The sequence below is a fragment of the Larkinella soli genome (genome assembly GCF_003703975.1).
GTDB classification, from domain to species: Bacteria; Bacteroidota; Bacteroidia; order Cytophagales; family Spirosomataceae; genus Larkinella; species Larkinella soli.
Genome location: NZ_QTJY01000008.1, coordinates 231,421 through 254,127, shown reverse-complemented (window position 1 = coordinate 254,127; position 22,707 = coordinate 231,421). Strand labels below are relative to the sequence as shown.

The window sequence follows — 22,707 nt, the reverse complement described above, 5'->3', positions numbered from 1 at the left end:
CCCAAAGGTACGGGAATAACCATCAAACCCCCGCAGCCCGGTCCGGAAACCTCTCCGCCCTATATTTTTTCAAATGCCCGTGGCAAGGTATTCGTTTGTTGTTCATCTTTGCAGAAAAAGTTTACTTTGTTGGTAGACTTAGTATGATGTAAATGTAAATACGTATGCCTATGAAGTCAATCCTTACGAACTGGACGGGGCTGATCTTTCTGATCCTGTCGGCCGTACCCGGTCTGGCCCAGTCCCTGGTATCCGGCAAAGTAACCGATGCCAGTTCCGGAAAGGGCCTGCCGGGCGTCAGCATCGTCATCAAGGGCCGAACCGTCGGGACGATCTCGGACGCCGACGGCTCCTATCGGCTGACGCTGCCGACCACCGAGCCCATCACCCTGGTATTCAGCTATGTGGGATACAAGGCCCAGGAGAAGGCCGTCGCGTCGGCTACCGAACTGAACGTGGCGCTGGAGGAGTCGGCGCTGCTGGCGGACGAGATCGTGGTGTCGGCCAGCCGGGTTGAGGAAAGTATCACGAAAGCCGCCGTGACGGTCGAGAAGCTCGGCCCCCGGCAGTTTCAGCAGTCGCCCGCGGCCACGCCCTTCGACGCGCTCCAGAACATCAAGGGCGTCGATCTGCTGACGCAGAGCCTGACGTTCAAATCGGTGAACCTCCGCGGGTTCGGCGCCAATAACAACAACCGGTTCGTGCAGCTCACCGACGGCATGGACAACCGGTCGCCGGGGCTGGGCTTCGGTTTCGGCAACGTAGCCGGCGTGCCGGACCTCGACATCGAAAGCATCGAACTCATCCCGGGCGCTTCCTCGGCGCTCTACGGCCCCGACGCCCTCCAGGGCCTCATGCTGACCCGTACCAAAAGCCCTTTCGACTACCTGGGCCTGAGCGCCCAGGTCAAGGTCGGGGTGAACAACGTCGGGAAGGACGGCTTCGGCCCGAAACCGTATCTGGACTTTTCGGCGCGGTATGCCCGGCAGATCGGGCAGCGGTTCGCCTTTAAGGTAAGCTTCCAGCGGCTGGCCGGCACCGACTTCATCGCCGACGACTACAGCGACCGCCTGACCCGCGCCCGCTCCAACTTCTTCGCCGTCGATGCCGACCGGGGCGGCATCGCGACCGGCATCGGCTACGTACCCAACAATGACCCGAACACCAACTTCGAATATGACGGGCTGAACATCTACGGCGACGACATCAACGCCGGGGGCGCCTTCCGGTTTCCGGCCGATTACCGCGTTCCGGCCCTGGCCGGCAAACTGGTAACGCGCACCGGCTACACCGAACTCGACCTGGTCGGCAACGAAGGCAAGGTGTTCAACAACCGGGCGAACGTGTCGCTGCATTACCGCATCACCCGCGACATCGAGGCTTCCGTGGGCTGGTATTACGGCAACGGCAACTTTATCCGCACGGCCGGTTTCCGCGAATATTTCCCTGATTACCAGCGCCATCAGGTCAAGGCCGAGGTGCGGGGGAAAGACTTCTTCCTGCGGGCCTACACCACCCGCCAGAAAGCCGAAGGCTATAATATCGGGCAGACGGCCGCCATCATCAACAACGCCTGGAAACCGCTGAACCAGTGGGCCGAAGACTTCGCGACGGCCTTCGCGGCCAACGGCGGCAACATCGGCCAGGCCCGGACGGCCGCCGACCAGGGCCGCTTTCTGCCGGGCTCGGCCGGTTTCGATCAGGTGAAGGATGCCGTGACGAACACGCTCACGAACCAGAACGTGCCGGGCCTGATCAACATCCGGGGCACCCGGGCGCGCGACAATTCCGAACTCCGGCATTACGAGGGCATGTATAATTTCCGGAGCCTGTTCGACATCGTCGAGCTGGTGGTGGGCGCGAGCCTGCGCAAATACGTGATCAACACCGCCGGGACGGCCGTTCCGCTGCGGGCCGACGGTTCGGAATACACCATCGACGAGTATGGCGCCTACGCCCAGGCTTCGAAGGAGTTCCGCATCGGGTCGCGGGTGAGCCTGAAGCCGACGGTAGCGGTGCGTTACGACAAAAACGAGTATTTCGAGGGCGGTTTTACGCCCCGGGCGTCGGCGGTGCTGAGCCTCGGGGCGCATAACTTCCGGGGCTCGTGGCAGAGCGCCTTCCGTAACCCCTCGCCGGGACAACTCTTTGCCGTGCCGCCGGCTGGCCGGGGCGGGGAAGTGGGCGGAGCGCGGGTGGCCGCCGAAACCGCCGGGCTGTTCAGCAACCCGGCTTACCTCGAAAACGACGTCCGTGATTTTGTGGCCGGCCGCCTGACCGAAGCCCAGCTCCGCAGCCGCGCCTACGACCCGACCCGGTTCACGACGGAAAAGATCAAAACCTGGGAAGTGGGGTATAAGACGCTGCTGTTCAACAAGCTGTACATCGACGCCTTTCTGTATCGGAGCACCTACTCCGACTTCATCGCGGCCCAGAACTTTTACCAGCCCAACAACGGCCAGATCGCCGACTTCAGCACGAACGCCTTCCGCTCGCTCCAGGTCAATTTCAATAATTACAACGAAATCTTCGTCAACGGCTGGGGCCTCGGGGCCGACTACGCCATCGGAAAGGGCTTTACCGTCGCGGCCAACTATGCCCGTCAGGTGGGTCTGATCACGTTGCGGGATGCCCAGGGCAACGTGGTGAAGGACCGGGCCGGGGCGGAGGTCGTCAAGCGCCGGATGAGCAACCCGGAGGTGTCGCAGCTCGGGCGGAACTTCTTTATCTCGCCCGAAAACCGCTACAACCTCACCCTCGCCAACCCGCGCCTGACGCCGAAACTCGGATTTGCGGTTACTTACCGCTGGACGGACCGGATGTGGGTCGAGCAGGGCACCACGGCGGGCGACGCCTGGCTGCCGTCCTGGACGAGCCTCGACGCCCAGGTGTCGTACAAGCTGCCGTCGCTCAAATCCATCGTGAAGGTGGGCGGGTCGAATATCCTGAATCAGTATTATTCCCAGGGCTATGGGCTGGCGCAGATCGGCGGGCTGTATTACGTTTCGCTGACCTTCGATCAGATCAGCCGGTAAGGCGGAAAAGGCATTGACAGACAGCCGGAATGGGGTTTTCAGCAAGGAGGGCAAAAGTTTATCCGAAGGTTCATGGATCAACTGTGCTTCTCTTTGCTGAACTTTGTGTTTCAACCGAACCCGATCCCATCCATGCAGCGCGCCCAGCAACTTGAGAGAGCCGACAGCGAGGAATTCGATATCTGTATCATCGGCGGTGGAGCTACCGGAGCCGGCTGTCTGCTCGACGCCCAGAGCCGGGGCCTGAAAGCCATCCTGATCGAAAAACACGACTTCGCTTCCGAAACCTCCAGCAAATCGACCAAGCTGATTCACGGGGGGGTCCGGTATCTGGAACAGGCCGTCAAGAAGGCGGATCTGAACCAGTACCACATGGTGAAAAAGGCCCTGCACGAGCGTCTGACCCTCATCCGCAACGCGCCCCACCTGGCCCATCCGCTCGCCCTGCTGACCCCCTGCATGAGCTGGATGGAAGGCATCTACTACACGGCCGGCCTCAAAATGTACGACGCCCTCTCGGGCGACCTCAGCCTCGGCCGCAGTGAATGGCTCAACAAGGAACAGGCCCTGAAGCGCAACCCGTCTCTGATCCATAAAATTCACAGTGCGGTTCTCTACTACGACGGCCAGCTCAACGACGCCCGCTACAACATGTCGCTGGTGAAAACCGCCATGCGCTACGGGGCGGTGGCGCTCAACCACGCCGAAGCCCGGGATTTCGAAAAGGATGCCGAAGGGCGGCTGGCGGTGCTGCACGTGCGCGACGTCCTGACGGGCCGGCTGCTGCGGGTCCGGTCGCGGCTGTTCATCAACGCCACCGGGCCGTTCGCAGACCGCATCCGGCTGCTCGCCAACCCCGGCATGGGCCGTCGGATGCGGGTCAGCAAGGGCGTCCATATCATCGTTCCCGGTGATCTCATGCGCTCGGATACCGCCATTCTGGTACCGAAAACCGACGACGGCCGGGTGGTGTTCATCATTCCCTACAACGGAAAGCTGATGATCGGAACGACCGAAACCGAAACCGAACTGACCGACCAGGAGCCGGTGGTGGAACGGGCCGAGGTCGATTATCTGATCGAATACGTAAACCGGTATTTCGAAATACCCCTCAGCGCCGACCAGGTCATCGCCGGATTTGCCGGCCTGCGCCCGCTGCTCCAGGCCGACCCGAACGCCAACTCCAAAGAGCTGGTCCGTGACCACGAGGTGGAGGTCGATCCCACCTCCGGGCTGGTCAGCATCCTGGGCGGCAAGTGGACGACCTACCGGCTGATGGCGATGGATACCATCGATAAAAGCTACGAACTTCTCGGCCGGGAACGCACGCCCTGCGTGACCGACACCATCAGACTCGTCGGCGCCGATGGCTACGCCGAGGATTTCTGGAAGGTGCTGTGTCAGAAGTACGAAGTGCCTGAACTGGTGGCCCAGCACCTGAACCGGCAGTACGGCACCGAAAGCCTCGAAATCGCCCGTCTGATGGTCGAGCGGCCCGAGTGGCGGGAGCCGCTGTGGGAGGGGCTGCCCCACACCCCGGCGGAGGTGGTGTTCGTGGTGCGGGCCGAGATGGCGCAGACCCTGAAGGACGTGCTGGCCCGCCGGTTCGGCCTCGAACTGACCGACTGGCGCACCTCCGACCGGATTGCCGAAACCGTCGCCGACCTGATGGCCGCCGAGTTGAACTGGTCCGACGACGACCGCCGGAAAGCCGTCCGCGACTACCACGCCGAAATCGACTGGTTCCGCAAATCCGCCGGCCTGATTCTGCCGTCGGCGACGGTCTGAATTAAACCACCCCCGGCCCCCTCCTTGGTAAGGAGGGGGTGGCTTCGCAGGAAGGAAAAGTAGCAGCGCCCTCCCCCTCCTGTTTTAGGAGGGGGCCGGGGGGTGGTCCGGTCACCGGAAGGCGGTTTTGGGGATGTGGGTGATCCGACAGGCGAGGTCCGCTTCGCCCGAGGCCACGATGTAATGGTCGCCGGCGTCGACGATGCCCGTCGAGAATACCACGTCGCTCAGGTACATCTGGTCTTCGATGGGTTGGGTCAGTGCCGGGCGGGCTTCCAGAATCGGCGTCCGGTCTTCCAGCCGCAGGATGCGGACCGGGTCGTCGCGATCCAGCAGCGCCCAGAACGTGCGGTAGATCCCCACCAGCCCTTTCAGTTCCACCCCGTGATACAGCATCAGCCAGCCGTCGTCCGTCAGGATGGGCTGGGTGCCTCCGCCGATTTTCATGGTCGAGGTGGAGCCTTTCCGGGCGCGGATGAACGGCTCGTCGAGCGGCTTCCAGTGCAGGCCGTCCGGCGAACGCGCCAGGTTGATCGACGGCCCCGCGTGGAACGGGCTACCGGGCGGATAGGTGAAATACAGGTCGCCGAGCGGGCGCGTGAGCGCGTAGAACCGCCCGTCCACCTTCCCCTCGAACAGCAGCATATCCTTGTTCTGGTGGTCCAGGATGATGCCCTGAAGCGTATAGTTCAGCCCGTCGTCGGAGGTGTAGAGCGTGGTGGAATGGCGCTCCGAACTCACCGAGCAGGTCGTCATGTACCAGGTGTCGCCGATCTTCGAGACGCGGGCGTCCTCCACGCCGTATTCCTGATAGGATTTCTGCGGAGCGATGATTTTATCGTAATGAATCTGAACCACTTCCGTGCCGTCGGCAGTCAGCTCGACAGGCAGAATCCAGGAGAGCGAGGTAAGCGCCATCGTCTTGTAATGGTGCGTCAGGAGCTGGAACTTGCGCGGGTCGGCCGCGTTGACCTGATCGAGCAGATAGGCGTCGAGGACGTACCCGGCCTCCGGGTCCCAGCGGACCGCGTGAATCTCCGTGCCGACGATGGGCTGACGAAGCGCTTCCGCCACCCGGACCATCAGCAGCAGATTGCCGTTCGGCAGCCGGGTCATGCCGGGATTGAAAGCCCCCAGAATGTAGGTTTCCGCCTGCACGGACCCCCGGAGGGGAGAAAAACGAAGATCGATATCGTCCGGACGAAGGACAAGCAGATCGGTTTCGAATTCCATGGGTAAACCGGTGGTCAGATGGCCTGAAGGTGAGGACGGATCTTAACCTCCACGACATCGCAGCGGAGGGGTTGGGTGAGAATATAGTGGACGCAGACGGCGATGTCTTCCGCCCGCAGCATTTCCAGGGCCTCAATCTGACGTTGCTGCTCGTCCGTGTCGGCCTTTTCGAGCTGCATGTCGCTGCCGGTCTTGCCGGGCTCGATCAGGCTGACCTTGATGCCCTGTCCGTTGACCTCTTTCCGCAGCGCTTCCGCAAATCCCTGAATGCCTGATTTGGTGGCGACATACACCGAACTGCCGGCTTCCTTCGTCTCGGCGCTCATCGACCCGACCATCACGATGTGGCCGCGGCCCTGCTGCACCATGCGGCCGACGGCCTCCTTCGCGCAGGCCATATAACCCAACAGGTTGATTTCGACGATATTGCGCCAGCTTTCCTCCGACTCTTCGCTGATGCTGCCCCCGCCGAGGGCCGCGTTGTTGACCAGAATGTCGAGCCCGCCCAGCACCTCGAACGACCGGTCGAAGATGCGTTTGATGTCCTCGGGCCGCGAGACGTCGGCCGTGATGCCTTCGGCGATGATGGTGGGGTTGGCCTTCCGGATGTCGGCCAGGGCCTCCTCCAGCGCCTGCGCGTCGCGTCCGAAGGTGAAAATGCTGGCTCCGTAGGAGGCCAGCAGGATCGCCGTGGCCCGGCCGATGCCGGTGGTTCCACCCGTAATCAGAACCCGTTTCCCTTCCAGCGGTTCGACGGCGGTATGCGCATTTCTGTTTTCCATAACGTATTCGAATTGGTTGTTGAATCACTTTTTTCTCCGGTTGGGAATCTCCCAGTTGATGCGCAGGCGACATCCGCCCGGCACCGTCAGTTCGATGAACTCGCCCGCCCGCTTCCGGATCGGCAGGGTTTCCTCTCCGCTCTCGAGGAGCTGGGTTACCCGCACCACCGGCAGGCTTCCGTCCCGGGGCAGCACCCGCAGCCGGCAGTTCAGTCCGGGCGACCCCGCCAGACGCAGGGTGATCTCGCCTTTGTTCGGGCCGACGGCCATAAAATCGGCATTGAGATACGGGTACTCCGAGAAAACCATGATCGGCACCTTTTTGTGTCGGAAATAGGCGTGGGTGCAGAGCACGAGGGCGTTCGCGCTGCCGTACACCTCCTGCCCGACCTGCCCGGCCGGTTTCCAGCCGGTGTAGATGTCTTCCAGCGGAACGGTCAGGTCCCGTCGGATGTGGCCCTCCCGCGGTTCGGTCGAGATGACTTTCTCAGGCAGCTCCGACGGGAAATAAAACCGCCCGCGATGCAGCAGGTATTTATTGTATTCCGACAGCAGCAGGTGAATCGCCGGAGACGGGTCGCCGACCGTTAGATTCAGGTAGGTTTTGACCGTTGCAAACGATTCGGCTTCCTCGTAGGCGGCAATGTATTCGGCGTTCTGGAGCGGAGCCACTCCCATGAACGTATTGTAATACCGGGCGTTGCCGTAGTCGCAGTCCCAGATCCACATCCGGGCGACCACGTTGGCGACGCAGACCCGGCTCAGATCGTAATACTGCCGGTTGCCGGTGACCTGCCAGAGCCGGGCCAGCGCCACGGCGCTCATGATCGTGTTGTTGGTCTGGTAAAGCAGTTGAAACCCCTTGCCCTTCAGCCGCCGGGCCGAAGTTTCGGCTTCCTCCAGATACCGGGGTTCCTTCGTCATGGTGTAGGCCTGGAGCATGACGTGGGCATACAGACCCGGAACGTCCTGTTCCCCGCCTTTACCGGGTTCGGTTTCGGCCTTGTACACCTTCAGCGTCCGGGCGTCGTAAAAGACCGGCCATTCATAATCGAAATGGTGGGCGGTTTTGATGGCGAAATCCAGCGATTTCAGGAACATCTTCCCGGCGTCCTGATGCCCCAGTTCCGCCAGCCGCCCGAGATTGAGCAGGATGTGGAACAGATACCATGAATCGATTTTCCGGCGGTCCTCTTCCTCGCTCGGCTGGGAGGTCCGGAACGGCTCGCCCGGCAGCCAGCGTACGATGACGCCGAGGTCTTCATTATAAAAGGTGATGACGTTCTTCCCGAGCCGGTCTGAAATCTTCGTTTTTCCGCCTTTCCAGTTTTCGTATTCCAGCAGCGGAACCAGGATGGCGAACTGTACCATGCTTTCGGGCGGTTTCTCCGACGATCCGACGTAGGCATTCAGGTAGAAATGACCCTTGATCGTGCGGGCGCAGGCTTTCGAGCGGGTCAGGGAGCGCAGGGTCTGGTCGGCGGCCAGCGGCCAGTCGAGATAACCGGTTTCGGGCTTCGGAAGAAAGGGATACAGGGAGGCCAGGGCTTCCAGAAAGCGGTCGGCCACTTCTCCGTCACCGGACGGTATTTGCTCCGTGAGGGCGATATAGGCGTCGGACAGCACCACCTCGGTTCCGGCCCGGAGCGGTTTATGGGCTTCCGGCAGGGCCAGCCCCAGTTCAGGCCAGTCGGCCGATACTACCCCCGAAGGTTCGGTTCCGGTGGTCTGGCAATAGGGGTTCAGCGCCGTCAGATTCTGGAAATAGAGGACCGTCCCGGCTTCCGGGCGGGTGATCGTGAAGTAGGCCAGACCGGCGGTCGGTCCGTTCTGGGTGACGAACACGGTTCCTTCCGTTCCCATCGGGTCGCCTTTTTTATCGAGCACACAGAGGTCGCGGGGGAAAGCGCCGGGCCGGAAACCGTGGGCCGGAGTGAGCCGGGTGGTATAATGCAGCACCAGACCGTCGGTGTCCAGACATTCGATCAGCACCCGGACGGTCCCGAGCGACCCTTCGGTCTGAAATTCGAATTGCCGGTCGTTCTTCCGGTGGAGGCTGTACCGGCCCGAGGCCAGCGGGTCGTAACTCGTCCGGAGGGCAATGCCGGCCCCTTTCGGGAACCGGAAGATCAGCCAGAGCGAATGGCTGTCGGCGCAGGCTTCAAGTCGCCCGAAGGCCAGGGCCATCGGGACTTCTTCCCGGTCTCCGGCGAGGGCCTCGCGGATGCCCGGCACCCATTGTGACACCTCTTCCGTCGGGTGAGCCTCCGACGAAAAACGTCCCGGATCAGCTTTCATATTGATATAGTCAGTTAATGGGGCCCGGAGACAGAGAATACCGGCAACCGACTGTTAAACCGACCTGTTTGGAATAGGTTATAAAACCACCGGGAGAAGTTATCCGCCGGGACGCCACATAACTTTTCCACTGCTTTCCGGTTAATCCAACCGATGAGTGAATTCAATCCGACCGAGCCGACCGTCAACCTGGGGTATGCCTGCATCAACCTGACCCTCCATGAGGTAGGGATCACCACGAACCGCGGCATGATCAAACGCACCTTCCAGGAAAAAGGCATCCAGTATGCCTCGCAGCTGGCCCTTCAGAACGTCCGGGATCTGCTTCAGGTTGTCGACTGGAACCTCGAAAACGGAGTGCGGCTGTTCCGCATCTCGTCGGAGGTATTTCCCTGGTGGTCGGAATATCGCTTCGAGTCGCTGCCCGACTTTTTCGAGATTCGTTCGCTGCTGGAGGAGATCGGGAAAAAGCCGATCCGGCTGACCGTGCATCCGGGACCGTTCAATAAAATGGCCGGAGAAGGCGCCACCCTCACCAATACCATCATCGACCTGGAACAGCACTCCGGCCTGTTCGACCTGATGGGCCTGACGCCCTCTCACTGGAACAAGATCAACATCCACGTGGGCGGGGCGTATGGGGATAAGAACGAGACGCTCCGGCGCTTTGCCCGCAATTTCCCGCTACTGTCGGAAAACCTCCGGAAGCGCCTGACCGTGGAGAACGACGACAAGTCGGGCCTGTATACCATCGCCGAACTCTTCCCGCTGCACGAAATGACCGGCATCCCGCTGGTTTTCGATTATTTTCACCATTCGCTGTACCCCGGCTTTCAGACCGAGCGGGAAGCCTTCGAAATGGCCTTTTCCACCTGGGACCTGCGGCCCGTGTTTCACTACTCCGACTCCCGGCGCGAAAACGAGGATCCCTCCGCCCGGAAGGAAGCCCATTCCGACTGGGTCTACGGCCGCGTCAGGACCTACGGCCGGGAGGTGGACATCATGCTCGAAACCAAAATGAAGGAACTGTCCCTCCGCCGGTATCTTTCCCCCGCTTCGTATAATACCGTAATCGAAAGGTAGATATTGAATGGGGCCTGCTTTCTATTGATGAAATGACTCGCCCTGTATTATGAATAAGTCAATCGGTAACTACCGCTGGACGATCTGCAGTCTGGTGTTTTTTGCAACCACCGTCAACTACCTCGACCGCGTGGTCATCAGCCTGCTGAAGGGAGACCTGGAAAAAGAGTTCAACTGGACCGAAACCGACTATTCCAATCTGGTCGTGGTCTTTCAGAGTGCGTATGCCCTCGGGATGCTGGGCGCGGGCCGGCTGGTCGATAAGCTGGGGTCGAAAATGGGTTACGCCCTCTCCCTGACGGCCTGGAGCATCGTCGGGATTCTCACCGCCCTGGCTAAAACCACCTTCGGGTTCGGCGTGGCCCGGGCCGCCCTCGGCCTGAGCGAAGCCGGCAACTTCCCGGCCGCCATCAAAACCACCGCCGAGTGGTTCCCGAAAAAGGAACGCGCCCTGGCAACCGGTATTTTCAATTCAGGCACCAACGTGGGCGCCATCCTCGCTCCCCTGTCGGTGCCCTACATCGCCGAATACATGGGCTGGCAGTGGGCCTTCATTCTGACCGGGGCCACCGGCGTCATCTGGCTCGTTCTCTGGCTCACCATCTACGAATCGCCCCAGACCAACAAACGCGTTTCCGCCGAGGAGCTGGCCTACATCCGCAGTGACCGCGACGAGCAGCTGATCGAAGAGCAGAGCGGGCACGAGAAAGTTTCCTGGACCCGGCTGCTGACCTACCGCCAGACCTGGGCCTTCGTGCTGGGCAAAATGCTGACCGACCCCATCTGGTGGTTTTACCTCTTCTGGCTGCCCGCCTTCCTGAAGGCCCAGTACGGTATCACCGGAACGGATGCCGCCCTGCCCGTCGCCATCGTCTACACCATCGCCAGCGTGGGCAGTATTTTCGGGGGCTGGCTGCCGCTGAATTTCATCAAAAAGGGAATGCCGGTTTTCAAGGCCCGGAAGACCTCCATGCTGCTCTACGCCATCTGTGCCGTGCCGGTCGTGTTCGCCCAGTATCTGGGGAGCATGGGCCTCTGGCTGGCCGTGCTGAGCATCGGGTTTGCGGCTTCGGCCCATCAGGCCTGGAGCGCCAACATCTTCACGACGGTCTCCGATATGTTTCCCAAGAAGGCCGTGGCCTCCGTGACCGGGATCGGCGGGATGGCCGGCGGTTTCGGCGGGATCATCATCTCGTCGCTGGCCGGCAAACTGTTCGATCACTACAAGGGCCTCGGACATATCGAAACCGGGTATTACATCATGTTCATCATCTGCGGGGTGGCCTATCTGCTGGCCTGGGGTCTGATGCACCTGCTGGTGCCGAAACACCGGATGGTCGATCTGTCGGAGCAGGCGGGCCCGGCCAAAGTCTCCCCGGTGGCCTGAGCCATGAAGCGGTTTCAATTTTTCTGTCTACTGCTCTTTCTGTGCATTCGGCCGGAAGGCCGGGCGCAGGCGGTCCAGAATACCGTCGCGCCGACGGTATCGCTTCAGGTAGATTTAACGAAGGAAAAAGGCCCGATGGAGCCGATCTGGGCCTGGTTCGGCTACGATGAGCCGAATTATACCTACATGAAGGACGGTAAAAAACTGCTGTCCGAACTGGCCGCGCTCAGCCCGGTTCCGGTGTTTGTCCGCACCCACAGCCTGCTGTCGTCCGGCGACGGAACGGCCGCCCTGAAGTGGGGCTCGACCAACGTCTACACCGAAGATGCCCAGGGGCGGCCCGTCTACGACTGGACGATCATCGACCGTATTTTCGATACCTACATCGAACGGAAAATGAAACCGCTGGCGCAACTCGGGTTCATGCCCGAAGCCCTCTCCATTAAACCGCAGCCCTACCGCCACAGCTGGCAGCCGGGGCAGTCGTACGAAGGAATTTTCGGCGGCTGGCGGTATCCCCCCAAAGACTACGAAAAGTGGGCCGAGCTGATTTACCAGTGGGTCAGACATTCCATCGACCGCTACGGAAAAGCGGAGGTGGAAAGCTGGTACTGGGAACTCTGGAACGAGCCCAACAGCGGCTACTGGGGCGGCACGCCCGAAGAATATCAGAAACTGTACGACTACTCGATGGACGCCGTCCGCCGGGCCCTGCCGACCGCGAAGGTGGGAGGTCCGCACGTGACCGGGCCGACCGGAAAAAGCTCCCAGGCATTTCTGAAGGCCTTTCTGGAGCATTGCCGCAGTGGCAAAAACTACGTCACCGGGAAGATCGGCTCCCCGCTCGACTTCATCGCTTTCCACGCCAAAGGGGCGCCCCGGCTCGTGGACGGGCACGTCCGGATGAACCTCGGCACCCAGCTGCGGGACATTTCGAACGGCTTTCAGATCGTGGCCTCCTACCCGGAGTTCGCCCGGCTGCCGATCATCATCGGGGAGTCGGACCCGGAGGGCTGCGCGGCCTGCGGCATGAAAACCAACCCGGAGAACGCCTACCGCAACGGCACGCTATATTCAAGCTATACGGCTGCGGCCTTCGCCCGGAAATACGAACTGGCCGATTATCACCGGGTGAACCTCAAAGGGGCGGTGTCGTGGTCGTTCGAATTTGAAAACCAGCCCTGGTTTTACGGCTTCCGCGACCTGGCGACCAACGGCGTCGACAAACCGGTCCTGAACGTCTTCCGGATGTACGGCATGATGCGGGGGAAGCGGGTGGCCGTGAGCGGAAATACCGCCTACGACGCCCTGACCGTCCGTGATTCGAGCGTGCGTCGGGCCGAGCCGGACGTCAACGCCCTGGCCACCCGCGATACCGCGTCGAATGCGGCTGCCGTCATGGTCTGGAACTACCACGACGACAACCGGCCCGCCCCGGCTTCGCCCGTCGACCTGACCATCCGGGGCCTGTCGGCCAAAACCGTTCACGTACGCCATTACCGCATCGATCAGGAACACAGCAATTCCTATACGCTCTGGCTGAAAATGGGTTCTCCGCAGAACCCGACGCCGGAGCAGATCACCCAGCTGGAAAAGGCCGGGCAGCTGGCGATGATCGGAAAGCCGGAGCGGGTTCGGGTGGCCGACGGCGCCGTCCGGCTCAAAACCAACCTTCCGCGGCAGGGCATCTCGCTGTTCACGCTGTCGTGGTGAGCCAGGCGCATCGTCGCTATTCGACTAATTCTTACCGCTTTATGAAACGGATTCTGATTTCGGGTCTTTTAGTAACCCTGATGGTCACCGGAATGGCCGATGCGCAGCCCCGCTGGCCGGAAATTACCCAACAGGCCCGGCCGTGGACGCGCTGGTGGTGGATGGGCAGCGCCGTCGACCCCAAAGACCTGACGAGTCTGCTGGAACAATACCGGAAGGCGGGTCTGGGCGGGGTGGAGATTACGCCCATCTACGGCGTGAAAGGTTCTGAGAATCAGTTTATCGAGTTTTTGTCGCCGACCTGGATGGACCGGCTGGACCACACCCTGAAGGAAGCCGGCCGGCTGGGCATGGGCGTCGATCTGGCGCAGGCGTCGGGCTGGCCGTTCGGCGGGCCGTGGGTGTGGTCGGAGGATGCCTGTAAGTATGTAGCCTACAAGACCTTTAGCCTGAAGGGCGGGGAACGGCTTTCGGAAACGGTTACGTATGTGCAGCAGCCCATCGTCCGGACGGTCGGGGAGAAGATCGACCTTAGTAAGCTGGTCGAACCGATCACGAAAAACCCTGACCTTCAGCTTCATGCCTTCGATCAGGTCCGGTTCGAAAAGCCGCTGCCTTTACAGACGCTGATGGCCTATCCGCAGCAGGGGCCGGCCGTCGATCTGACGAAGCAGGTGGACGCGAACGGGCGGCTGGACTGGACCGCCCCCGCCGGTAACTGGACCCTCTACGCGGTATTTCAGGGCTGGCACGGCAAGATGGTCGAGCGGGCCGGACCGGGTGGGGAGGGGGACGTGATCGACCACTTCTCCCGAACCGCTGCCCTTAACTATCTGAAACGCTTCGATGAGGCCTTCAAAGGGCGGAATATCCAGTCGCTGCGGGCCTTTTTCAACGATTCCTATGAGGTGGACGATGCCCAGGGAGAGGGCAACTGGACCCCGGCCCTGTTCGACGAGTTCCGAAAACGGCAGGGGTACGACCTGAAAAACCACCTTCCGGCTCTGTTCGGCAAAGCCGCCGACGACCAAAACCGGCGGGTGCTGAGCGACTACCGCGAAACCATCTCCGAACTGCTGCTGGAAAACTATACCCGCACCTGGAGCGAGTGGGCGAAGTCGAAGGGCAAGATCATCCGCAACCAGGCCCACGGCTCCCCAGCCAACATCCTCGACCTCTACGCCGTCACGGACATTCCCGAAATCGAGGGTACTGAAATCCTGCGGATCAAATTTGCTTCCTCGGCGGCTCATGTTACGGGCAAAAAGCTGGCTTCCTCGGAGTCGGCGACCTGGGACAACGAACATTTCCTCTCCACCCTGGCCGACATCAAAAAGGACATGGACCGCTTTCTGCTCGGCGGGGTCAATCACACCTTTTATCACGGCACCAACTACTCCCCGCAGGGGGCGGCCTGGCCGGGCTGGCTGTTCTATGCCGCCGTCCATTTCAACCCGAACAATACGTTCTGGACGGACTTCGGGAAGCTGAACCAGTATGTGGCCCGCTGCCAGTCGTTCCTGCAAACCGGCCGCCCCGACAACGACGTGCTGGTCTACCTGCCCATTTTCGACTCCTTCACCCGGCCCGGTAAAGTGCTGCTTCAGCATTACGACGGCATCGAACACGGTTTCAAGGGGATGCCGGTGGAGGGCCAGGCCGAAACCCTCTGGGAAAAAGGCTACGGCTTCGATTTCATTTCCGACAAACAGCTTCTGAACGTGAAAGCCGTAAACGGCAGTCTGCAAACCGGCGGGGTCGGCTACCGAACCGTGCTGGTGCCCGACGCCCGGTTTATCCCACTTCCGACGATGCAGCAACTGATGAAGCTGGCCGGAGCCGGGGCCACGGTGGTGTTTGCCGGAACCCTGCCCGAGAGCGTTCCGGGGCTGGCCGATCTTGAAAACCGGCAGGCAGCTTTCAGAAAACTGGTCGATGCCCTGAAATTTACCGACGCCGGGAACGGCGTCCGGAAAGCCGCCGTCGGGAAAGGGGCCGTCTGGGTCGGCCCGGACGTGGACCCGCTGCTGCGTACGGCCGGGGTGAAGCGCGAGACGCTCGTCGACGGCGGTCTTCAGATGATGCGACGGAGCCACGACCGGGGCAAGCTGTATTTTATCGCCAACCAGGCATCGAAACCGGTGGACGGCTGGGTGCCGATCCAGACCCCGACAAAGGCCGTGGCGCTTTATAACCCGATGACGGAAACCGCCGGGATGGCCCAGGTCCGGACCACCGGCGCAGGAACGGAAGTCTACCTGCAACTGGCACCCGGCGAAACCTGCCTTCTGGAAACCTACGACCAGGCGGCTGGCGCACCGGCGGTGCACGGCACGGCCTACGCCTACCGGAAAGCCGCCGGTCCGGCACTTGAACTCAAAGGCCCCTGGGAGGTCCGGTTCGTGTCGGGCGGGCCGGAACTGCCGTCACCCGTCAGCACCGCCCAACTGGGTTCCTGGACCGGGTGGGCGGGAGATGCGGTCAAAAAGTTTGCCGGTACCGCCGACTACACGATCGCCTTCCCGAAACCCGACGGCCCGGCCGCCGACTGGCTGCTCGACCTCGGGCGGGTGGCCGAAAGCGCCCGCGTCCGGCTGAACGGCAAAGACCTTGGTACGCTCATCGGTCCGACGTTTCAGATGAAGATTCCCGGCAATTTTTTGACAACCACCAACACCCTGACCGTCAGCGTCTCCAACGGCATGGCGAACCGCATCGCCGACATGGACCGGAACCACCAGCCCTGGAGGATTTTCTACAACATCAACATGTCGGCCCGGCTTCGGGAGAACCGGGGGCCGGACGGCAACTTCACGGCCGAAAAGTGGGTGCCGCGCGAATCGGGTCTGCTGGGGCCGGTGACGCTGACGCCGGTTTCGGGGCTTAGCCAGTAACGTTCAACCCATCGAAGACACTCAGACCATGCAGGAAATCGCCTTTACGATGAAGCTGAAGCCCGGTGTCGAAGCCGAGTACAAACGCCGGCACGACGAGATCTGGCCCGAACTGGCGGCCGCGCTGACCGAAGCCGGCATCCGGGATTACTCTATTTACCTCGACCGGGCGAGCGGCACCCTGTTCGCGGTGCAGAAACGGGTCGACGGCCATACGGCCGACGCGCTCCCCGGCCTGCCGGTCATGCAAAAATGGTGGGCTTACATGGCCGACCTGATGGACACCCACCCGGACCATTCGCCCCTGGTGACGGCCCTTGAGCCGGTGTTTCATATGGAGTAGAAGAACCCGTGATCATTCTACTCCCTCGGATCATGTCGGAGAATGATAAATGCGTTACTTTTGTACATCAAATGATGGTGATCCTATGACAGCAGGTGCGCAAAAAATCATCAGCCAGTTTCGTCAGTTGTCTTCCGACGACCGGAGGGCAGTTTTACGGGAATTGAACCGTACGGATTGGGAAACGGAGTTCGAACAACTCAATCGTGATCTGCCCAACGTAGAAATATCGATGCAGGAAATTATTTCGGAAGTGAAAGCCGCACGTCGTGCCGGTCAGGCGTAACTATCTGGTAGTGATTGATGTCAATTGGTATATCAGTGCTACCATCAATGAACGCTCCCGTCGCACCCTGTTTCGAATTCTGACCGACGAACGATTCCGGGTGGTTATGTCGCCCGAATTGATCAGTGAATACCAGATGGTCATCAACCGGCCGAAAATGCGTCGGTATGTGAGTATCCATCAGGCTGAACGATTTCTGAACTGGCTGGAAATCAAAATAATCCGGTTTGTTCCCTGGTCGAAAGTGGAGGTCTGTCGTGATCCGAAAGATGATTATCTTCTGGCACTTTCTCAGGATTGCCGGGCTCATTATCTGATCTCAGGCGACCCGGATGTTTGTGAACTTCAGGGCTTTGGTTCTACAATCATTTTGACCATGAAGGAGTTCTATCGGCGTTTTCGGCTAAAATAACGCAGATTTCTACATGGCCGACCTGATGGACACCCACCCGGACCATTCGCCCCTGGTGACGGCCCTTGAGCCGGTATTTCATATGGACTGAGCGGCTTTAGAAATAAACCGCCACGAAGCGGGCCAGCGGGGCGATGCGGGCGCGGTTCAGGATCAGCGTATCGCCTTTCTGAACGTAGCTGTCGGCGGTGTTCAGCACCTGCATAAATTCCTGCTCGACGGTCATGTCGGGGCAGGCCATGCGGGTGGAGGCTACCTTCGTAAACCGGATGCGGTTGTTGGGCTGCAATTCGTAGCCGCCCATCAGCCGGTTGCAGCCTCCGCTGCCCGACAGCCGGTTGTCCTGGTTTTTAAGGATGAAGTGCGGCTCCCGGCCCGGCCCTTCAAAAACCGGAACGGCTTTTCCTCTCAGTTCGGTCAGTTTCCAGTACTTTTCGGTGATGCCTTCCGCCGTTCCGGCCGCTCCGGTGCCGTCTGCGGGACTGCTGTTTTTAGCCGACTGACACGAAGAAAGGATGGCTATTACGAGGACACGGCTCAGGTAAGATACCACAGGTTTCATACAATGCGGTTGAAGGTTTCAAAGACTATAACATTTTGATCGACCGGGAGTTATACGGATTAAACAAAATAAAAAGGCTGGTGTTAATGGTTAGTTATTAACTTATTGCCTCTATTTTTGCAGGAATATGAAATTTTATGAAAAATATCCTCTCCTTCGTGAGCGGGCCTACCTGACGAGGATGTTGACAGATACTGTTTTTTCTACAATGGCTTTGGAGAATCAGGAGGTTGCCAGGGCAAAAGTGGAGAGGATTGTGGCAGAAGTAATGAAAGAGAAGACCTCAAAAGGCGGCCATTTCATTGTCGATTAAATTTAGTAAAGGCGCAACGTTCCCCAGGTCGGCCTCCTTCATGGCATCGATATAAATTTTTCTGGCGTCGCCTTCCCGGTGGTATTATTTCAAAAACTGATAGCCTAACTTTAAAGCCACCAAATTCATCAGCATTCTCCCGGTTCGGCCATTTCCGTTATTGAAAGGATGTATTCTAATGAATTCATAGTGGCAATAGAAGAGACACTCCAGGTGATCCCGCCTGTTTTCAGCAATGGATAACTTGAAATTTAAGGTATCCACAAATTGATACATGAGTTGGAGAACAAGATGTGGTGCAGGAGGAGTAAATTGTCCGACAATGACTTCTGTGGTACGCCATTTGCCCGCCCAGTCATATAGTTTGCCAAAGGCGGTTTTATGAATTTCCAGAATCAGCCCTGTTGAGATTTCGGTTTCAAATTCCAGCTGAAGAATAAATAGTTCAGCGGTTGCCATTCCCTGGGCTTCCAATTCATTGATGCGATTCTGGTCGGTGATGCCAGGAAGGTTTTCCTCCGGAGAGGGTGTCCAGGAAGTTTCAGATCCCATGCGGCAAATATAAAAAATACCCAGCCGGAATCGGCCGGGTATCCATACAGTTATCCTGGTTCTTTTACTTCGCCTTGCGGATGTAGATGTTGCCGTGCATGTTCTTCATCATCACTTCGGGGCCTCCGCCGTTGATCTTGCCGTAGACCCAGTCTTCCACGGCCACCCGGTACATCCCTTCTTCTTTGGAGCGGGAGGTTTTCGGCTCCGTTTTGTCGACGTCGATGTCGAAGTCGCTGTAGATGTCGCCCCGGTCGGACTTCATCTTCAGGCTGGATTTGACGTTGGCCGGGAAGGTGACGTCCACATTGCCGTTAAGCGTCGAGAAGGCCATCGGCGTGTTGGGGCTGACCTCCCGGAAGGTGGCCGTCAGCTGACCGTTGACCGTGTTGGCGACCGCCGACCCGGCGATGTTCGTGAGCGTGATCTTTCCGTTGACGTTCGACACTTCCACGGCCCCGGTGATGTTCTCGACCGTAATGTTGCCCTGGTTGACGGTTCCGACCTTGAGCGCAAACCGCTGAGGCACCCGGATAGTCAGCCGGACGGCCCGTTTCATGAAGCTGGACTCGACCTTGACGGTGTTGTTGCGTTCGACGGCGGTCAGTTCGATGCCGCCCCGGGAGTTGATCCGTTTCATGCCGCCGGCGAGTTCGTCGTCCCTGCCGTCTTTCCGGCCGCCCGACCCTGAGTCGGTAACGGCTTCGACGGTCACTTCCTTCGCGTTGGTGCCGATCACGTGAATCGACCCGTTGATGAGGTGAACTTCCAGCGTGCCCGCTTTGCCCGGGTCGGTCAGCGGCACGACCAGTTGTTCCTTCACTTCATTCTGATTCTCGTTCTGGGCCAGCAGCGGGCCGGCCCAGAGGGTACCCAGCAGGAGGCATACGGAGATAGTCAATGCATTGGTTTTCATAATCTTCAGGTTGACGGCGGTCCGGTTGTTTCGGGAGCCGCCGGTTGCAGGTGGTTTGATCAGGACTGTTTTTTGATGTAGACGTTGCCGTTGAAGGTTTCGAACCGGAGTGTCCGTCCGCCGTTGCCGATCCGGATGGAGGTATCCTTGCTGAGTTTGTAGACCGTGCCGTCACCCCGGCGCTCCTCGGTTTTGATGGCCTTGACCGGCAGGAGTTCCGCATTCGGAAAATCGGTATAAAACTCACCCTGGAAGCTCTTGAACTGGAGGTCGGCCGAGAGGTCGGCCGGGTAGCTGATTTTGATGTCGCCGTTCAATGTATAGTACGAGGATTTTTCCGGCGGGGTGGACAGATAATTGGCCTCGACGTTGCCGTTGATGGTCCGGACGACCGAAGTGCCCTTTACGTTCGTCAGCGTGATGGCCCCGTTGACGTTATGGGCGTTGAGGTTGCCCGTGACGTCCTTGATGGTCACCTGCCCGCCGTTGACCGTCGAGACGTGCAGGTTCATCGCGTAAGGCACCTTCACCGTGAAATCCAGATCGAAGTGGTAGTCGATATGCCGGTCGTTCCGGTTGTTCCAGTTGCGTTTGGGGCGCGTATCGAACGGCTCGGCGATGTAGGCGATCAGGCTGTCGGCGTTCTGGTCGAAGGCCAGTTTGAACTCCTGTTTGCCCTGCTCCAGCACACTGCTCTCCTTCGCCGACAGCGTCTGGTCGATTTCCAGTACGACCTTATCGCCTGCATACCCTTCGACCTTGATGAAGCCGCTGATGTTGTAGATCGCCAGGGTGCTGGACCCGGCCGGTTTGGACAGGGAAAATTCCTTGCTGATGTGTCGTTTGTCTTCCAGTCTCTGGGCAAACGTCTGGGTGCCGAGCAGGAGCAGGGTCCCGAGGAGGAGGGGTGTTTTCATGGCAATTTGTTGTTATGACAGGGCTTTGATACTCTCCTTGATCTTGGTTTTGACCAGATCGTCTACATTCTCCTGATGGAGCAGCTGCTTCAGGGGCCGGACCGACCGTTTTTCCTGAAGTTTAACCATTACGTCCGCCAGGGCCGCCTGCACCAGCGGGGAGTCCTGCTGCGTGATCGACTGCACCAGCCCTTCCCGAACTTTGGGGTCGTCGGCCAGTTGGGCGAGGGCTTCCAGCGTTACTAATCGCACGTTGACGTTTGGGTCGTTGTTAAGGGTGCTGAGCAACGCTTCGGTCACCTTCCGGTCAACCTGCCCGATTTCGCGGGTGTAGCCGATGGCGCGGAGCCGCTCGGAGGCCGAAGGGTTTTCGAGCAGCGAAAGCAGCACCGTCTGGTGCATCTCCTGCACCTGGGTGGAGAGCGCGTCGATCTGCCGCTCGTAGGCCACGGCCGGGGCATTGCGGGCGCTGAGCCAGTAGCCACCGGCGAGGCCGGCGCCGACCAGGAGGAGGCTGTAGGCCAGCCGGAGCGCCAGTTGGGGCGTTAGGGCCCTTCGTATCCGGCGGAATACGCTTTTCAGGGAGCGCCGGCGTTTGGCCGCTTCGGCGTCTTTGTAGGTTTCGACCATGGCGTAAAACCGCACCCGCATCTTTTCGGTCGGCTCAGGCACCGGCATCCGGCCCATCGCCTGCCAGAGCCGGCGGGTGGCGGCCAGTTCTTCCCGGCAGTCCGGGCATTGCGCCAGGTGTACTTCCAAGGTGATTCGTTCGGCCTCCGCAAGCTGATTTCCCAGCAGGTCGACCAGTTGGTTCCGGCTATGTTCACAATTCATTGTCGCTTCAGAAATAAGGTTTTCAATTCATTCATGGCCCGGTGAACCCGCACCTTCACGGCCCCTTCCGTCAGGTTCAGGATGCGGGCGATCTCCTCGTATTTAAGCTCCTGAAACCGGCTCAGAATCAGGATTTCGCGGTGGTCGGGGCTGAGCTTTCGCAGGGCGTCGTGCAGCGAAGCCAGTTCCTGTTCCTTCTGCATCCGTTCGTCGGCCGGCGCGCCCCCGCCGATGCGGTCCACGAAGTCGGCCAGGTCATAATGCCGGGCGGACGGTTTGGCCTTCCGAACATGGTCGGCCAGCACGTTGCGGGCCAGATGGTACATCCAGGTCCGGAATTCGCCCTCGCCGGTGAACGTGTGCCGGTATTTCAGCATCCGATAAAAGACGTTCTGGACCAGGTCCTCGCTGGCGTCGGCCTGCCCGGTCATGTGGTACAGGAAACCGAACAGGGGCCGATGATACCGCTCGAAGAGCAGGCCCATCTTTTCCAGATTCCCGTCTCTTACCTGAGTCATCAATGCGTTGTCCGTCAGAGCGTTCAAGCGAGTGTGCGTTTGGGTTCAGCGAATTCGGACGTGAAAACTCCCGGAATCCGGGAAGGTTACGGAACCAGCCGGAAAAATTTTCGCCGGCGGATAAAGCTCAAAAAAAGTACGCCGTTCCGGATTATTCAGACAGAACGTTTAGATTGCGGTGATTTGTATATACAAATATATGTTAAGCCTATGATGAACTATCTATCCGAAAATGGTAACAATTTAGTAGAGTTCTCGCAGGAAAGCGAACTGGCCGACGGGATTGCCTGCGGGGATGAACGGGCCTTTCGGCGGCTGTACCACGATTATTATGGGGAACTGCACCGGTTTGTGCTGCGGTTCGTACGGTCGGCGGCCGGCACGGAAGATGTGCTGCACGATGTGTTTCTGAAGGTCTGGGAAAGCCGCCTTCAGCTGGACCCCACCCAGAACCTGCGGGCTTATCTCTACCGGGTTTGTAAAAATCAGATGCTCAACGACCGGCGTCGGGCGGCCTTGGAAGAACGGTACCGGTCCGACCTGCTTTCCGATTTTGAAAGCCTCGACCCGACCGTTTCCGATTTTTACGGGGAGCTGGAGCCCCTGCTGGACCGGGTGATCGGTGCCCTGCCGTCCCGGCGGCAAACCATCTTCCGGCTCTGCAAGCTGGAAGGCTGTTCCTACGAGGAGGTGGCCCGGCGGTTCGGCATCTCGCGCGGCACCGTCAACGACCACATCGTCAAAGCGAATGTCTTCATCCGGAGAGAAATGGAAAAGCTCCTCAGGCAGGCCCCGGTTATTCTACTGACTTCTCTAAGTCTCTTTATGTGAGATAATTAGG

Annotated in this window: 20 protein-coding genes; 11 read left to right on the top strand and 9 right to left on the bottom strand. The window is 59.7% G+C overall.

The features are described 5' to 3' along the window. Window positions 1–170: 170 nt before the first annotated feature. Both DX909_RS16145 and DX909_RS16140 read left to right on the top strand, forming a co-directional pair. A complete protein-coding gene (locus DX909_RS16145; protein WP_128546226.1) occupies window positions 171–3,035 on the top strand; it encodes a TonB-dependent receptor in 2,865 nt (954 codons plus the stop codon). Between the two features lie 132 nt (window positions 3,036–3,167). Beyond that, a complete protein-coding gene (locus DX909_RS16140) occupies window positions 3,168–4,823 on the top strand; it encodes a glycerol-3-phosphate dehydrogenase/oxidase (protein WP_128546225.1) in 1,656 nt (551 codons plus the stop codon). A 111-nt stretch (window positions 4,824–4,934) separates the two neighbouring features. Here the strand turns inward: DX909_RS16140 and DX909_RS16135 are convergent, their stop codons facing one another. The 3 genes from DX909_RS16135 to DX909_RS16125 are packed head-to-tail and all read right to left on the bottom strand — an operon-like array spanning window position 4,935 to window position 9,136. Next, entirely contained in the window at window positions 4,935–6,056 is a 1,122-nt protein-coding gene (locus DX909_RS16135; RefSeq protein ID WP_128546224.1) for a glycoside hydrolase family 130 protein, read from the bottom strand. A 14-nt stretch (window positions 6,057–6,070) separates the two neighbouring features. Continuing rightward, window positions 6,071–6,838, bottom strand: a complete 768-nt coding sequence (locus tag DX909_RS16130) for an SDR family oxidoreductase (RefSeq protein WP_128546223.1) — start codon at window positions 6,836–6,838, stop codon at window positions 6,071–6,073. A 24-nt stretch (window positions 6,839–6,862) separates the two neighbouring features. Next, window positions 6,863–9,136 (bottom strand): hypothetical protein, encoded by a 2,274-nt coding sequence (locus DX909_RS16125; RefSeq protein ID WP_128546222.1) that lies wholly within the window; start codon window positions 9,134–9,136, stop codon window positions 6,863–6,865. A gap of 153 nt (window positions 9,137–9,289) precedes the next feature. Between DX909_RS16125 and uvsE the strand changes: the two genes are divergently transcribed. The 7 genes from uvsE (at window position 9,290) to DX909_RS16090 (ending at window position 17,254) form a co-directional block, all read left to right on the top strand. Continuing rightward, entirely contained in the window at window positions 9,290–10,219 is a 930-nt protein-coding gene (uvsE, locus tag DX909_RS16120; protein ID WP_128546221.1) for a UV DNA damage repair endonuclease UvsE, read from the top strand. Window positions 10,220–10,268: 49 nt separating this feature from the next. Continuing rightward, window positions 10,269–11,606: an MFS transporter gene (locus DX909_RS16115; protein ID WP_128546220.1), complete on the top strand. Its 1,338-nt coding sequence runs from the start codon at window positions 10,269–10,271 to the stop codon at window positions 11,604–11,606. A gap of 3 nt (window positions 11,607–11,609) precedes the next feature. Then, entirely contained in the window at window positions 11,610–13,319 is a 1,710-nt protein-coding gene (locus DX909_RS16110; protein ID WP_128546219.1) for a GH39 family glycosyl hydrolase, read from the top strand. Between the two features lie 41 nt (window positions 13,320–13,360). After that, window positions 13,361–16,213, top strand: a complete 2,853-nt coding sequence (locus DX909_RS16105) for a glycosyl hydrolase (RefSeq protein WP_206513012.1) — start codon at window positions 13,361–13,363, stop codon at window positions 16,211–16,213. Window positions 16,214–16,241: 28 nt separating this feature from the next. Beyond that, window positions 16,242–16,556, top strand: a complete 315-nt coding sequence (rhaM, locus tag DX909_RS16100) for an L-rhamnose mutarotase (protein WP_128546218.1) — start codon at window positions 16,242–16,244, stop codon at window positions 16,554–16,556. A gap of 85 nt (window positions 16,557–16,641) precedes the next feature. Next, entirely contained in the window at window positions 16,642–16,842 is a 201-nt protein-coding gene (locus DX909_RS16095) for a hypothetical protein (RefSeq protein ID WP_128546217.1), read from the top strand. After that, complete coding sequence (locus DX909_RS16090) at window positions 16,826–17,254, top strand: putative toxin-antitoxin system toxin component, PIN family (RefSeq protein ID WP_128546216.1); 429 nt, start codon at window positions 16,826–16,828, stop codon at window positions 17,252–17,254. The genes DX909_RS16095 and DX909_RS16090 overlap by 17 nt, the downstream gene beginning before the upstream one ends. 97 nt (window positions 17,255–17,351) lie before the next feature. Here DX909_RS16090 and DX909_RS16080 read toward each other — a convergent pair whose 3' ends face one another. After that, window positions 17,352–17,816 (bottom strand): META domain-containing protein, encoded by a 465-nt coding sequence (locus DX909_RS16080; RefSeq protein ID WP_128546215.1) that lies wholly within the window; start codon window positions 17,814–17,816, stop codon window positions 17,352–17,354. A 127-nt stretch (window positions 17,817–17,943) separates the two neighbouring features. Between DX909_RS16080 and DX909_RS16075 the strand changes: the two genes are divergently transcribed. Beyond that, window positions 17,944–18,129, top strand: coding sequence for a hypothetical protein (locus tag DX909_RS16075; RefSeq protein ID WP_128546214.1), 186 nt, complete (start codon window positions 17,944–17,946; stop codon window positions 18,127–18,129). A gap of 84 nt (window positions 18,130–18,213) precedes the next feature. Here the strand turns inward: DX909_RS16075 and DX909_RS16070 are convergent, their stop codons facing one another. From DX909_RS16070 to DX909_RS16050, 5 genes are all read right to left on the bottom strand, one after another. After that, window positions 18,214–18,681, bottom strand: coding sequence for a Fic family protein (locus tag DX909_RS16070; protein WP_128546213.1), 468 nt, complete (start codon window positions 18,679–18,681; stop codon window positions 18,214–18,216). Window positions 18,682–18,745: 64 nt separating this feature from the next. Further along, complete coding sequence (locus DX909_RS16065) at window positions 18,746–19,597, bottom strand: DUF4097 family beta strand repeat-containing protein (protein ID WP_128546212.1); 852 nt, start codon at window positions 19,595–19,597, stop codon at window positions 18,746–18,748. 59 nt (window positions 19,598–19,656) lie between these two features. Then, the gene (locus DX909_RS16060; RefSeq protein ID WP_128546211.1) at window positions 19,657–20,514 is read right to left on the bottom strand and encodes a DUF4097 family beta strand repeat-containing protein; all 858 of its coding nucleotides are present in this window, start codon (window positions 20,512–20,514) and stop codon (window positions 19,657–19,659) included. A 12-nt stretch (window positions 20,515–20,526) separates the two neighbouring features. Continuing rightward, window positions 20,527–21,348, bottom strand: coding sequence for a HEAT repeat domain-containing protein (locus tag DX909_RS16055; RefSeq protein WP_128546210.1), 822 nt, complete (start codon window positions 21,346–21,348; stop codon window positions 20,527–20,529). Next, window positions 21,345–21,866: an RNA polymerase sigma factor gene (locus DX909_RS16050; RefSeq protein ID WP_128546209.1), complete on the bottom strand. Its 522-nt coding sequence runs from the start codon at window positions 21,864–21,866 to the stop codon at window positions 21,345–21,347. Before DX909_RS16050 ends, DX909_RS16055 begins: the two co-directional genes overlap by 4 nt. Window positions 21,867–22,076: 210 nt before the next feature. Here DX909_RS16050 and DX909_RS16045 point away from each other — a divergent pair, with 210 nt between their 5' ends. Further along, window positions 22,077–22,697, top strand: a complete 621-nt coding sequence (locus DX909_RS16045; protein ID WP_164851305.1) for an RNA polymerase sigma factor — start codon at window positions 22,077–22,079, stop codon at window positions 22,695–22,697. The last annotated feature ends 10 nt before the right edge of the window (window positions 22,698–22,707 follow it).

What these genes read in the sequence shown, in the direction of transcription:
- DX909_RS16145 (WP_128546226.1), top strand. Translation starts at nt 171, where the DNA reads ATGAAGTCAATCCTTACGAACTGGACGGGGCTGATCTTTCTGATCCTG.
- DX909_RS16140 (WP_128546225.1), top strand. Translation starts at nt 3,168, where the DNA reads ATGCAGCGCGCCCAGCAACTTGAGAGAGCCGACAGCGAGGAATTCGAT.
- DX909_RS16135 (WP_128546224.1), bottom strand. Translation starts at nt 6,056, where the DNA reads ATGGAATTCGAAACCGATCTGCTTGTCCTTCGTCCGGACGATATCGAT.
- DX909_RS16130 (WP_128546223.1), bottom strand. Translation starts at nt 6,838, where the DNA reads ATGGAAAACAGAAATGCGCATACCGCCGTCGAACCGCTGGAAGGGAAA.
- DX909_RS16125 (WP_128546222.1), bottom strand. Translation starts at nt 9,136, where the DNA reads ATGAAAGCTGATCCGGGACGTTTTTCGTCGGAGGCTCACCCGACGGAA.
- uvsE (WP_128546221.1), top strand. Translation starts at nt 9,290, where the DNA reads ATGAGTGAATTCAATCCGACCGAGCCGACCGTCAACCTGGGGTATGCC.
- DX909_RS16115 (WP_128546220.1), top strand. Translation starts at nt 10,269, where the DNA reads ATGAATAAGTCAATCGGTAACTACCGCTGGACGATCTGCAGTCTGGTG.
- DX909_RS16110 (WP_128546219.1), top strand. Translation starts at nt 11,610, where the DNA reads ATGAAGCGGTTTCAATTTTTCTGTCTACTGCTCTTTCTGTGCATTCGG.
- DX909_RS16105 (WP_206513012.1), top strand. Translation starts at nt 13,361, where the DNA reads ATGAAACGGATTCTGATTTCGGGTCTTTTAGTAACCCTGATGGTCACC.
- rhaM (WP_128546218.1), top strand. Translation starts at nt 16,242, where the DNA reads ATGCAGGAAATCGCCTTTACGATGAAGCTGAAGCCCGGTGTCGAAGCC.
- DX909_RS16095 (WP_128546217.1), top strand. Translation starts at nt 16,642, where the DNA reads ATGACAGCAGGTGCGCAAAAAATCATCAGCCAGTTTCGTCAGTTGTCT.
- DX909_RS16080 (WP_128546215.1), bottom strand. Translation starts at nt 17,816, where the DNA reads ATGAAACCTGTGGTATCTTACCTGAGCCGTGTCCTCGTAATAGCCATC.
- DX909_RS16075 (WP_128546214.1), top strand. Translation starts at nt 17,944, where the DNA reads ATGAAATTTTATGAAAAATATCCTCTCCTTCGTGAGCGGGCCTACCTG.
- DX909_RS16070 (WP_128546213.1), bottom strand. Translation starts at nt 18,681, where the DNA reads ATGGGATCTGAAACTTCCTGGACACCCTCTCCGGAGGAAAACCTTCCT.
- DX909_RS16065 (WP_128546212.1), bottom strand. Translation starts at nt 19,597, where the DNA reads ATGAAAACCAATGCATTGACTATCTCCGTATGCCTCCTGCTGGGTACC.
- DX909_RS16060 (WP_128546211.1), bottom strand. Translation starts at nt 20,514, where the DNA reads ATGAAAACACCCCTCCTCCTCGGGACCCTGCTCCTGCTCGGCACCCAG.
- DX909_RS16055 (WP_128546210.1), bottom strand. Translation starts at nt 21,348, where the DNA reads ATGAATTGTGAACATAGCCGGAACCAACTGGTCGACCTGCTGGGAAAT.
- DX909_RS16050 (WP_128546209.1), bottom strand. Translation starts at nt 21,866, where the DNA reads ATGACTCAGGTAAGAGACGGGAATCTGGAAAAGATGGGCCTGCTCTTC.
- DX909_RS16045 (WP_164851305.1), top strand. Translation starts at nt 22,077, where the DNA reads ATGATGAACTATCTATCCGAAAATGGTAACAATTTAGTAGAGTTCTCG.